At 71.0% G+C, this 11,416-nt stretch carries 11 protein-coding genes; 6 read left to right on the plus strand and 5 right to left on the minus strand.

What is annotated here, in order from left to right; translation table 11 throughout:
- Window position 1: 1 nt before the first annotated feature.
- The 5 genes from ACYVD1_RS04665 to ACYVD1_RS04685 all read right to left on the minus strand — a co-directional run bounded on the left by ACYVD1_RS04665 (window position 2) and on the right by ACYVD1_RS04685 (window position 5,022).
- Complete coding sequence (locus tag ACYVD1_RS04665) at window positions 2-1,054, minus strand: extracellular solute-binding protein (RefSeq protein WP_460768249.1); 1,053 nt, start codon at window positions 1,052-1,054, stop codon at window positions 2-4.
- 37 nt (window positions 1,055-1,091) lie between these two features.
- Window positions 1,092-2,126 carry an ABC transporter ATP-binding protein gene (locus ACYVD1_RS04670; RefSeq protein WP_460768210.1) on the minus strand — a complete coding sequence of 345 codons (1,035 nt, stop codon included), beginning with the start codon at window positions 2,124-2,126 and terminating at the stop codon, window positions 1,092-1,094.
- Between the two features lie 230 nt (window positions 2,127-2,356).
- Complete coding sequence (locus ACYVD1_RS04675) at window positions 2,357-3,304, minus strand: shikimate dehydrogenase family protein (RefSeq protein WP_460768212.1); 948 nt, start codon at window positions 3,302-3,304, stop codon at window positions 2,357-2,359.
- 66 nt (window positions 3,305-3,370) lie between these two features.
- Window positions 3,371-4,369 carry an SIS domain-containing protein gene (locus ACYVD1_RS04680; RefSeq protein ID WP_460768215.1) on the minus strand — a complete coding sequence of 333 codons (999 nt, stop codon included), beginning with the start codon at window positions 4,367-4,369 and terminating at the stop codon, window positions 3,371-3,373.
- 50 nt (window positions 4,370-4,419) lie between these two features.
- The gene (locus tag ACYVD1_RS04685; RefSeq protein ID WP_460768219.1) at window positions 4,420-5,022 is read right to left on the minus strand and encodes a glucose-6-phosphate isomerase family protein; all 603 of its coding nucleotides are present in this window, start codon (window positions 5,020-5,022) and stop codon (window positions 4,420-4,422) included.
- A gap of 187 nt (window positions 5,023-5,209) precedes the next feature.
- Here ACYVD1_RS04685 and ACYVD1_RS04690 point away from each other — a divergent pair, with 187 nt between their 5' ends.
- The 6 genes from ACYVD1_RS04690 to ACYVD1_RS04715 all read left to right on the plus strand — a co-directional run.
- A complete protein-coding gene (locus ACYVD1_RS04690) occupies window positions 5,210-5,959 on the plus strand; it encodes an SDR family NAD(P)-dependent oxidoreductase (protein ID WP_460768222.1) in 750 nt (249 codons plus the stop codon).
- A 19-nt stretch (window positions 5,960-5,978) separates the two neighbouring features.
- A complete protein-coding gene (locus tag ACYVD1_RS04695) occupies window positions 5,979-7,148 on the plus strand; it encodes a sugar ABC transporter substrate-binding protein (RefSeq protein ID WP_460768224.1) in 1,170 nt (389 codons plus the stop codon).
- A 9-nt stretch (window positions 7,149-7,157) separates the two neighbouring features.
- Window positions 7,158-8,798, plus strand: coding sequence for a sugar ABC transporter ATP-binding protein (locus ACYVD1_RS04700; RefSeq protein ID WP_460768226.1), 1,641 nt, complete (start codon window positions 7,158-7,160; stop codon window positions 8,796-8,798).
- Window positions 8,791-9,828, plus strand: coding sequence for an ABC transporter permease (locus ACYVD1_RS04705; RefSeq protein ID WP_460768229.1), 1,038 nt, complete (start codon window positions 8,791-8,793; stop codon window positions 9,826-9,828). Before ACYVD1_RS04700 ends, ACYVD1_RS04705 begins: the two co-directional genes overlap by 8 nt.
- Window positions 9,825-10,862, plus strand: a complete 1,038-nt coding sequence (locus ACYVD1_RS04710; RefSeq protein ID WP_460768231.1) for a Gfo/Idh/MocA family oxidoreductase — start codon at window positions 9,825-9,827, stop codon at window positions 10,860-10,862. The genes ACYVD1_RS04705 and ACYVD1_RS04710 overlap by 4 nt, the downstream gene beginning before the upstream one ends.
- A partial coding sequence (locus ACYVD1_RS04715) for a zinc-dependent alcohol dehydrogenase (RefSeq protein WP_460768234.1) occupies window positions 10,859-11,416 on the plus strand: 558 nt, incomplete at its 3' end. The genes ACYVD1_RS04710 and ACYVD1_RS04715, both read left to right, overlap by 4 nt.

The raw sequence follows: 11,416 nt of genomic DNA on the forward strand, positions 1-11,416 counted from the left end.
GTTAGAGGTACCGGTCCTCGAACTCGGCGAGGACGTCGGCGCCGGAGTCGGCGACCTCGTCCCACGAGAAGTCCAACTGCTGCACATCGGTGTACTCCCGGGTGTCGGCGGCGACCTCCGCGTCCTCTCGTGCCGGGATCATGTAGTGCGCCGCCGTGATGGCCTGGCCCTCCTCGGAGAACATGAAGTCGGCGAGGGCCTCGGCCGCCTCCGGGTTGGCGCTGTCGCGGGTCAGCATGAGCGGACGCGGGGTCACCGTGGTCCCACTGGTCGGCAGGATCACCTCGACCGGTTCGCCGTCCTCCCGAGCCGAGTAGGCCGAGTAGTCCACGCCTCCCATGACCGCGGCGTACGAACCGGCGAGGACGCTGTCCAGGGCGGGGCCATTGGCTCCCCGTACCTCCAGCCCGTTGTCGAAGAGCGTGTCGAACAGCTCCCAGGTCTCCTCTTCGCCCAGGTCCAGCACCATCGCGGTGATGAGGTCGCGCGCGGTACCCGACTCGCGCGGATCGGGCATGACCACCTGGTCGGCCCATTCCGGGGCCGCGAGATCGGCCCAGTCCGCTGGGTCGGCGGGCGCTGTGTCGGTGTTGACCACGAGGCTGAGGGCGGAGCCGTCGCGTCCGGCGAACCGGTCCTCCGGATCCGACCACCCCGCGTGCGCCTCCTGCGCGCCGTCCGGGGCGTAGGGCTCGAGCAGCCCTTCCTCCGCGTAGTCCCCGGCCGGTGCCCAGGACGCCAGGTACACGATGTCCGCCTGCGGGTTGTCCCATTCGGCGTCCAAGCGCGCGGTGACGTCACCGGTCTGGCCGCTGAACTTCTCGACGGACACGCCGGTGCGGTCCTCGAACACGTCGATGAGTTCATCGGTGAGTCCCTGCGGGTTCACCGAGTAGAGCGTCACCTCTCCCTCCAGGCCTTCCGGAGGGTCCCACGCGTCGGCTTCGGTGGTGCTCTGGGCACCGGAGGCGGCATCGGGGTCGGTGCAGGCGCTGACGAGCAGCGGGATGGTCAGGGCGGCGCCGATCAGCGCGGCGCCGCGTTGGCTCACCATGGACACGGTTGTTCCTTCGGATCTGTGGGGCAGGGGACTAGGCGGGCCGTTGGGCGGACGGGGAATCGAAGGCGAGGAGGTCGTCGGAGGCCACGTGCAGTGAGACGGTGCTGCCCACCGGCCGTGTCTCGGCGGCATAGACGGTCCAGGGGTGTTCGGTGCCCTCGACGCGGCAACTCAGCTCATAGCGCCCGCCGACGTACGCGGAGGCCGCGATCCGGCCGTTGAGCCGGATCCCACCGTGTCCGGCTCCGTCGGTGATGCCGACACGTTCGGGGCGGACGCCCGCCAGCGCCGCCGGAGAAATATCGGAGGGCAGGTGGTTGAACCGTCCGACGAGCTCGGCCACGCCGGGGTCGGCGGGGTTGCGGTAGAGCTCTTCCGGGGGGCTGTCCTGGCGGATTCTCCCCTCGCGCATCACCAGGATCCGGTCGGACATCGCCATCGCCTCTTCCTGGTCGTGTGTGACGTAGACGGTGGTGAGCCCGAGTTCTCGGGTCAGTTGCGCGAGTTCGGTGCGCAGCGCGGCCCGCAGGCCCGAGTCGAGGGCCGACAGCGGCTCGTCCATGAGCAGCAGTCGGGGGTCGCCCACGATCGCGCGGGCGAACGCGACACGTTGCTGTTGTCCGCCGGAGAGCTCCTGTGGATAGCGGTGCGCGTATCCGGTGAGCCGGACGCGTTTCAGCGCGGCTTCGACCCGGGCGCGGAGACCGTCTCGCTCCCGCCGGGCGCGGAGCGGGAAGGCGACGTTCTCGAAGACGCTCAGGTGCGGCCACAGGGCCAGGTCCTGGAACACCATGCCCAGGTGCCGGTCCCGCGGGCGCACCGCGACCGCGGCGGCCGCGTCGAACACGACACGCTCCCCGATGGAGATCTGACCGCTTTCCGGTTCTTCCAACCCGGCCAGGCACCGGAGCAGGGTCGACTTGCCGCACCCGGATGCCCCGAGGACACCGACGAACTGACCGGCGGTGATCCGAACGTTGGCCGGGTGGAGGGCTGTGACGGCCCCGTAGGACTTGCGCACGTCCGCCACCTCGACCGAGTGGCCGCCGCCACCGAGGTTGACCATGGCCGCAGCGTCCCGAAGTGACGTGAATGTCGGCTCAACGGCGGGAACGGGGCCGGGAAACTTCGGGGGACATCAGGCACAACGAGGGTGGTCGCGGGCACGAGCTCCCGTGCCCCGCCGCTCACGCCTGGCGAACGGAACGAGCGGGACGGGCCCCACCGGTAAGGCTGTCGGCTGGCTCTTTGGGCCGGCGGGGGAGATGCCGTCGAGGACCGTGCGCACGACTGCGCTCAGGTGGACTCGTCCGGGGCCGGGGTTGAGCGCCACCGGTCGGCGGCCGCGTGGAGCCGGTCGAGCCGGGCCTGGTCCAGGGCCACCCCGAAGACCTCTGCGGTGTGTTCCACCCAGCCGTTGACGAAGTACCGCCAGCCGTCCTCCACACGCAGATCCCGCTCCTGCTCCTGGGCGCGTGCCTGCGCGAGGAAGTCCAGGCCGCCCCGGTAGTTGAAGTCCCAGACCACTGCTGATCGCGGGAAGCGGGCGCGGGCGGCCAGCGGTGACCCCGGCCGGTCCTTGCCGAGCCCTGTGGCGTTGACGACCATCGAGCCGGGCGGCATCCGTTCGAGCAGTCCGGTGCCCTCACCGGTCAGTTCGAAGTCCACCCTGTCTTCGGCGCCGATGCGGTCGATGACCTCCCGTGCGGCGTGGAGCCGGTCCTCGCGCACGTCGGTCAGCACCACGCGTCCGGGCCGATCCCCGGCGCCACCGCGCAGCAGGAGCGTGACCACCGTGGCCAGGCCCGCGCCCCCGGCGCCCAGGCACAGCACGTGCCCTCCGCCGCGGTCGAAATAGCCGGGTCCGACCATCGCGTCGAGGGTGCGTCCGGCCGTCACGGGATCCTTGGCGTGACCCGTCAACCCGCCGCTGGTGCGGGTGATGCACGAGATCTCCCCGAGCAGGTCCGCGTGTTCGTCGACGCTGGCGAACCGGTCCCGTGCCGAGGCGAACAGGTCCACCTTGTGCGTGGTCACCAGTGCGCCCCGCACACGCGCACTGGCCGCGATGTCGTCGGCCACCGCCCGGTAGGCCCCGGCGGGCGCCCGCAGCGGCAGGTCCCGCCCTTCCAACCGCACGTCGGTCAGGCCCATCTCCGTAGCGAGCAGGGGGAAGAGCCGGTTGATGGAGGACTGACCCGTGGTCACCCCGACGAACTGCATGATGGTCTGTGTCGTGTGCACGTTCAGCCTTTCCCTGCTGGTCGCCCCAGTGCGCTCGCCCCACCCGCGGCGGGTGTGCGCGATCTCCTAGGTCGTCGGTGGCTCCTGGTCCGAGGCGTGTTCCGTGTCCCGGGCCGCTGCGTCCGCGTCACCCGGGGCCGTCTCCTCGGCGTCCGCCTCAGCAGTGCCGAGGAAGTATTCCGGATGGTGGCCGGTGCGCATGGCGGTCAGCTGCTCCTTCATCGTCCGCATGCGTTCGATCTCGTCCGGGCCCTGCCGGAGAGCGACCCCGGTCGCGAGGATGTCGATCACCACGAGCTGGGCCAGCCGGGAGGTGGTGGGGGTGTAGAAGTCGGTGTCTTCCAGGCTCTCCACCACCAGCCCGACGTCGCAGTGTTCGAGCAGGGGGGTGCGGGCGCCGGAGATCCCGACGACGGTGGCCCCGTTGGCGCGCGCGACCTTCGCGCAGTCGATGACCGAGCGGGTCCGGCCGGTGTTGGAGATGGCCACCAAGGCCGACGTCGGCCGACTCATCGACGCTGCGATGAACTGCTGGTGGGCGTCGATGGGCGCGGTGCACGGAACCCCGAAGAGCGGGAACTTCTGCTGGGCGTCCTCCGCCACGATCCCCGAGGCGCCGAACCCGATGAAGAGGATGTCCGAGGCGTCGGCGAGTGCGTCGGTGGCCTGCGTGACGACCTCCTGGTCCAGGTGCTGCCGTGCGTGGCCGAGGCTGCTGAGCGTGTGGTCGAAGATCTTGCCGGTCAGCTCGCCGCTGGTGTCGCCGGGCCGGATCGCCGAGTGTGTGGGGGGCAGCCCGAAGGCGAGGGCCTGCGCCAGGGCCAGCTTGAACGAGCGGAACCCCTCGAAACCGACCGCTGAGCAGAACCGCATCACCGTCGGTTCGCTGACCTGTGCCGTCTTGGCCAGCCCCGCCATGTTCAGCGCCAACGCACCCTTGGGGTCGTCCAGGACGGCCTGGGCGACCTTGCGTTCGGACCGGCGCAGGGACGGTTCCGCGTCGGCGATGCGGTTGAGCAGCGCGACGGGAGGGGACGTGGAGTCGGCGTCGGCGCGGTCGGCCATGCGGACTCTCCTTTCACGGCGGGGCTGTCGGCGGGTCGTCCCCAGTGAGCCTAGGGATGGTTCCGGGGCCGGTAGCCGGGGTTGTCGACCTGCGCCCAGCCTCCGTTCCCGTCCGTGACGATGAGGCTGCGCATGCCTCCTGAGCGTTCGATGATGCCGTAGTCCTGACCGGAGTCGCCGGGGTAGCAGAACAGGGTGACCAGTGTTTCGGCGCCGACGTTGACGCTGCGGTGGATCCAGTGCGGTCCCACGTACACGACGGTGCCGGGCCGCATCTCTGCGGCGTGCACGCGGCCGTCGACGTGTTCCATCAGCAAGATGCCGTGGCCGCGCAGGCAGCTGTAGATCTCGGTCCGGTCGGCGATCTCGTGCAGGTGTCCCCTGGTCATGGCGTACTCGCGGCCGACGGTTCCGGGTTCGAGCACGCTGGTGCCGAAGATCAGGTCGCCGGGCCGTTCCTCGCGCCGGTGTTCGTGGACCCGGTACATGAGGCGGTCGGGGTCGTGCTGCGCGGCTCTCGCGTAGGCGTCGCGGTCCTGGTAGAGGCCGGCGAGGTCGCGCATGCGCTTGTCGTAGCGGCCGGTGGCGCCGGCGAGTGCGCCGGTGACCGGGTCGATCTGTAAGGCGGCGGGTGCCGTGCTTGTGTCGGACACTGCGGTCTCCTCCCTGACACGACCGGATCACGAGGTAGTTTTACTACTACATTTTCGAAGAAGAGCCGGTCAACCCCCTTGTGTTCCGCGAACAAGCCGCCAATAATCTGTGATGCAGGTCATGTTTTCGTAGTTTCACTACACAGTAGCCCTTGTCTGCGGACGTCAAGTACAGGAGGGGTCGGCCATGAGAACCGCGATCGTGACCGGGGCGACCAGCGGGATCGGTCACGCGACCGCGCTCGCCCTGGCCGGTTCCGGACACCACGTCGTCGCCTGCGGCCGCGATCCCGAACGCGGAGCGGCCCTCGCCGCACGCCTGGAGGACACCGCCGGCAGCGGCGAGTTCGCGGAACTCGACCTCACCGCCCCCGACGCCGCAGATGCGCTCGTGGACCGGGCCGCGCGGCGCACCGGTCGGCTCGACGTGCTCGTCAACAACGCGGGCGAGCACCTGCTCGCCACCGTCGAGGAGCTCACCGACGCCGACTACGACCGCCTCATGGACATCAACCTGCGCGTCCCCGTCCGACTGACACGGGCGGCGCTGCCGCTGCTGCGCGAGCACGGCGGCGGGGTCGTGGTGAACGTGGCCAGCGAAGCCGGGATCGTCGCCGTCCCCGGCCAGGTCGCCTACAACGTGTCCAAGGCCGCGCTCGTCATGTTCACCAAGTCACTGGCGGCCGACCACGCGCGCGAGAACGTGCGGGCGGTCAGCGTGTGCCCCGGCACCACCCGGACCCCGTTGGTCGAGCGTGCGATCGCCTCCGCCCCCTCACCCGAGGACCACGAGCGCGCGCTCGCCTCGGGGCGACCGGCGGGGCGTTTGGGCGAGCCCGAGGAGATCGCTTCGGCCGTGGTGTACGCGGCCGCCGACACCGCGGGCTTCCTCACCGGTTCCGAGATCGTGATCGACGGGGGCTACACCAGCGTCTGAGCCAGCGGAAGGAGTGCAAGTGAGCACTCGAACCAGCACACGACTCCTCGCGACAACCGCGGTGGCGGCCCTGGCCCTCACCGCCTGCGGCCGGGACCTCGGCCCCGGCGACGACGAGACGCGCGACATCGTCATCGGGTGGACCCCGCCCGACGTCACCGGCGTCTTCCAGACCGCCACCAACTTCTTCGAAGAGGCCGCCGAAGACGCCGAGGAGGCCGGCTTCGACATCGAGGTCCGCACCCAGGCGCCCGAACAGCACACCGACTACGCCGACCAGATCGGCATCATCGAGGACTACATCTCACAGAACGTGGACGTGATCGCCGTCGCGCCCGCCGACACGGACACCATCCGCCCCGCCATCCAGGCCGCCGACGAGGCCGACATCCCGGTGATCATGGTCAACCTCCTCGAGGAACAGGAGGACATGGAGATCGCCAGCTACATCGGGTTCGACAACGCCGAGGCGGCCGCGGTCTCGGCCTACTCGGTCCTGGACTACTTCGGCGGCCCCGGTGTCCTCGGCGAGGGCGAGGAGGTCGAGGTCCCCGAGGACGGCTTCCTCGACCTCGATTTCTGGGAGTCGGCCTACGCCGAAGCCGACGAGGTCGACGCGCAGGCCGACGGGGTCATCATCGAGGGCATCGCCGGGACGTTCTTCTCCGAGCAGCGGCTCACCGGCTTCCGGGAGGTGCTGGAGGAGCACGGCGACATCGAGATCATCGCCGAACCCATCGCGGCCGACTGGGACCGCGAGGCCGGTGTCAGCGCAGCCGAGGACTACCTCACCCGCTTCGACCCCGACGAGCTCGACTTCATCTGGGCCGCCTCCAACGAGATGGGGTTGGGCGCGATCAACGTCGCCGAACGCGAGGGCGTCCTGGACGACTCCGGCGGCGAGGACGCCCCGGAGGAGGGCAGTGTCTCGGTGTTCACCAACGACGTCACCCCCGAATCCGTGCAGGCCATCGAGGACGGATCACTCGTGGCCGAGACCCACCACGGGTTCGGTGACTGGGGATGGTTGGGAACCCGGACCGCGGTGGAACTGGCCTGCGGCGCTGAGGTCGACCAGACCCAGGACATCCGCCCCCGCACCGCCTGGCAGGGCAACTCCGACCTGTTCTATCCGGACCCCGAACTCCCCGAGATCGACTGGGAGTCCATCATGGCCGACTGCGATTAGGGACGGCCGATGACAGTCGACTCCGGTGACACCCCGGTGCTGAGAGTGCGGGGAGCGGCCAAGGCCTACGGCGCACAGCGCGCCCTGGACGGTGTGGACCTCGACGTGTACGCGGGCGAGGTCCACGCCCTGCTGGGTGAGAACGGCGCGGGCAAGTCCACACTGATGAAGATCATCGCCGGATCGGTCCCCCCGGACGCCGGGCACATGCAGGTCCACGGAAGCACTATGGCCCTCGGTGACCCGCAGCGCGCCCGCGGCGCCGGGGTCGGCATCGTCTACCAGGAGCTCAGCCTCATACCCCCGCTGTCGGCGGGTGAGAACGTCCTCATGGGCCGGTGGCCCAAGCGCTTCGGCCTGGTGAACTGGCGGGGCCTGGAGTCGGCGGCCAAGGCACAGCTGGACCGGGTCGGGCTCGGGGGCCGCCACCACGACCGGGTGGACACCATGGGCATGGCCGAACGCCAACTCGTGGAGATCGCCAAGGCCCTGATGGGCGAGGTCCGCGTGCTGCTGTTCGACGAACCCACCTCGGCCCTGTCCGACCCGGAGTCACGCCGCCTGTTCGACCTCATCGCGGACCTGACCGGGGCGGGTGTGGCCGTGCTCTACGTCAGCCACCGCCTCAACGAAGTCCTGCACCTGTCCCACCGGATCAGCGTGCTCCGGGACGGCCGTATGCGCCAGACCATCGAGCGCGCCGCGGCCACCGAACAACTCCTCACCTCGCTCATGGTCGGCCGGGGGCCGTCACCGACCGCGTCCGGGCCCGACCGGATCCAACCGCCCGCGGACCACGAAGACGGGGCAGAGGCGCCCGCCCGAGCCGGGCCGGCGGACACCGAGACACCCGTTGGCACCGGGCAACTCGTTGGCACCGAGGAAGTCGCCGGCACACGCCCCGGACCGTCCTCCGGTGCACGCCAGGAATTCGCACTGCGCGCACGCGGTCTGGCCCGCCCGCCCCGCCTCAAACCAATCGACCTCGACATCCGCACGGGTGAGGTGGTGGCCGTCTTCGGGCTGGTCGGGGCGGGACGCACCCGCCTGGCCCGCTGCCTGTTCGGGCTCGAACCGGCCACCGAGGGCAGGGCCGAGGTTCTCGGGCGCGGCCTGGCACTGAGCGATCCCGGCGCCGCCGTCGCCGCCGGGATCGGCTACGTGGGCGAGGACCGCGCCATGGGCATCGTTCCCAGGCTCAGCGTCGAGCACAACATCACCCTGGCCTCCCTGAACACGGTCTCCCACGGCCGGGTCCTCACCCCCCGGCGCGAACGCGAGCTCAGCGAACGCTACATCGACGAACTCAACATCGCGGTCCGCTCACCCGAGCAGACGGCCGACACCCTCTCCGGCGGCAACCAGCAGAAGGTCGTCCTGGCCCGGTGGATGTGCTCCGGGGCCCGTCTGCTGGTCCTCGACGACCCGACCCGCGGGATCGACGTCGGCGCCAAAGAGGAGGTGTTCCGCCTGGTGCGCCACCTGGCAGAGGACGGCGTCGCCAGCCTATACCTGACGTCGGAGATCAAAGAGGCCCGAGCGCTCGCCGACCGGCTGCTGGTGATGTCGGGCGGCCGGGTGGTCGCCGAACTGGAACCCGGTGCCGCCGAGGAGGACGTCATGGCGGCGGCTGGAGGACTGCATGACTGACGGAAACCGCGGATCGCTCAGAGCAGGGCTGGGCGTGGCGAAGGAGCGCCTGGCCGCCCTGCTCGCGACCGGCGGGGGCCGGGGCGGCGCCCTGGTGATCCTCGCCGTGCTGGTCCTGGCCTTCCACATCGCCACCCCCGACTTCCTCACCGCCACCAACCTGCGCAACATCCTGATCCAGTACTCCTTCGCCGCGATCCTCGCGGTCGGACAGACCCTGGTGATCATCTCCCGGGGCATCGACCTCTCGGTGGCCTCCACGGCTGCCCTGGCCGGATGCCTGACCGGGGTCGCCTTCGCGCACTGGGGGTGGCCCGAACCCGCCGCCCTGCTCATCGGACTGGCCGCCGGGTTCGCGGTGGGGGCCTTCAACGGGTTCGTCATCACCCGCTTCAGGGTGCCGGACTTCATCGCCACCCTCGGCGGCCTGTCGTGGGTGCGCGGCGCCGCCCTCCTGGTCACGGCGGGGCTGCCGGTGCCCGACTACGCACAGGCCGAGGAAGGGCGCACGATCCCCACCACCGTGCAGATCCTGGGATCCCAGAGCGTGCTGGGCGTACCCCTGATCGTCGTCGTGGCCGGGGTGTGCGCCCTCATCGCCTGGTTCATCCTGAACTGGACGACCCTGGGCAGGTCCGCCTACGCGGTCGGCGGCAATCCGGAGGCCGCCCGCGCCTCGGGCATCAACGTCGCCCGCACCAAACTCTGGATCTACACGCTCTCCGGGACCTTCGCCGCGATCGCCGGACTCATGCTCGTCGGCCGCCAGGGCAGCGCCAACGCCCTCATGGGCGAAGCGATGGAGCTGCAGTCGATCGCGGCCGTCGTCATCGGCGGCACCTACCTGTTCGGCGGCGAGGGCCGCATCGGAGGCACCATCATCGGGGTGCTCATCATCGGAGTGCTGGCCAACGGGCTGAGCATCCTGGGTATCACCGAGTTCTGGCAGCGCGTCGTCAACGGACTGATCATCGTGGCGGTGGTCGCCCTGGACCAGTGGCGGCGCCGTGCGGTGCGGAGGAGCACATGACACACCCCCTACGAGTCCTGGTGGCGGGCGCCGGCCGCGCCGGGATGGTACACGCCCGCAACTTCGCCGCCGGGGTACCCGGAGCGACGCTGGCCGGGGTCGCCGACCCGGACCACGCGGCCAGGGCCGCGGCCGCGGCCGAACTGGACTGCCCCGCCTTCGCCCGCCCGGCCGAGGCCGTGGCGGACCCCTCCGTGGACGCGGTCGTGATCGCCGCACCCACCCCGGCGCACACTGAGATCGCGACCGCCGCACTGGGCGCGGACCGCAGTGTGCTGTGCGAGAAACCCCTGGCCAGAACCATGGATGAGGCCCACGCAATCGCCGCCGCCGAAGCCCGCTCCTCCGGAACGGTCCTGATGGGGTTCATGCGCCGCTTCGACGAGGGGTTCTCCCGCGCCGCCGAACGCGTCGCGGCCGGAGATATCGGCGAACCCGTCCTGGTGCGCTCCACCACCCGGGGCCCCGGGCTGCCACCCGAGTGGGCCTGGGACATCCGCCGCTCCGGCGGACTCATCGCCGAGGTCAACTCCCACGACCTCGACACCGTCCGCCACCTCACCGGACAGGAGTTCACCGCCGTGGCCGCGACGGGCCGCGCCGCCAAACGCCCCGACATCGCCGAGCTCTACCCGGGGTTCGTCGACGTGGTCGCCGCCACCTTCGACCTCTCCGACGGAGGTATCGCCCAGATCGACGGGGCCTGCCCCGCCGGCTACGGCTACGACGCCCGCGCCGAGGTCTACGGCACGGAGGGCACCGTGCTCGTGGGCGGGCCGAGCCAGCGCACCGCCGTGGTGGTGCGCGACCGGGTGGTGGAGACCGACGCGGTCCGCAGCTGGCGTGACCTGTTCGCCGCCGCCTACCGGGCCGAGGACACCCACTTCGTGCGCGTGGCCCGAGGGGACGAGCCGCCCCTGGCGACGGTGACCGACGGGCTGCGCGCCCTGGAGGCGGTCATGGCCGTCAACACCGCGCTGGGCACCCAACACGCGGTGCCGGTCGCGGGCGCAGCGGACCGGGCGGGCACATGAGGGCCCTGGTCGTCGAGGGACCCGGTAGGGCATCCGTCCAAGAGCGACCGGACCCCCGGCCCGGGCCGGGGGAGCAGCTCGTGCGCGTGGCAGCCGCGTCGGTGTGCGCCACCGACCGCAAACTCCTGGCCCGGGGCGCACCGGAGCCTCTCGTACCCGGCCATGAATTCGCCGGACACCTCGCCGACGGCCGGGCGGTCGGCGTGCACCCCGACATCGGATGCGGCGCGTGCGCCGAATGCCGTGACGGGTGGAACAACCGGTGCCCGGACCGCGTCCCCATCGGTCTCGGCCGCGACGGCGGACTGGCCGAGCTCGCCGCCGTACCCAGCACGCAACTCGTTCCGCTGGACGGGGTGCCGGTCGACATCGCACCCTTCCTGGAACCGCTGGCGTGCTCCCTGCACGCGGTGCACCGCATGGGGGTCCGCGGGGGCGATCGGGCCGTGGTCGTGGGCGCCGGACCGATGGGCCTGCTCACCACGTGGGCGCTCCAACGGGCCGGGGCGAGGGTCGCCGTGTGCCAGCGGTCCCCGCGGCGCCGCGCCGCGGCG

Source organism: Nocardiopsis nanhaiensis (assembly GCF_054778635.1).

Excerpts from the sequence above, each read along its gene's own strand:
- ACYVD1_RS04670 (WP_460768210.1), bottom strand. The coding sequence starts at position 2,126 with ATGGTCAACCTCGGTGGCGGCGGCCACTCGGTCGAGGTGGCGGACGTG.
- ACYVD1_RS04690 (WP_460768222.1), top strand. The coding sequence starts at position 5,210 with ATGAGAACCGCGATCGTGACCGGGGCGACCAGCGGGATCGGTCACGCG.
- ACYVD1_RS04680 (WP_460768215.1), bottom strand. The coding sequence starts at position 4,369 with ATGGCCGACCGCGCCGACGCCGACTCCACGTCCCCTCCCGTCGCGCTG.
- ACYVD1_RS04705 (WP_460768229.1), top strand. The coding sequence starts at position 8,791 with ATGACTGACGGAAACCGCGGATCGCTCAGAGCAGGGCTGGGCGTGGCG.
- ACYVD1_RS04665 (WP_460768249.1), bottom strand. The coding sequence starts at position 1,054 with ATGGTGAGCCAACGCGGCGCCGCGCTGATCGGCGCCGCCCTGACCATC.
- ACYVD1_RS04700 (WP_460768226.1), top strand. The coding sequence starts at position 7,158 with ATGACAGTCGACTCCGGTGACACCCCGGTGCTGAGAGTGCGGGGAGCG.
- ACYVD1_RS04710 (WP_460768231.1), top strand. The coding sequence starts at position 9,825 with ATGACACACCCCCTACGAGTCCTGGTGGCGGGCGCCGGCCGCGCCGGG.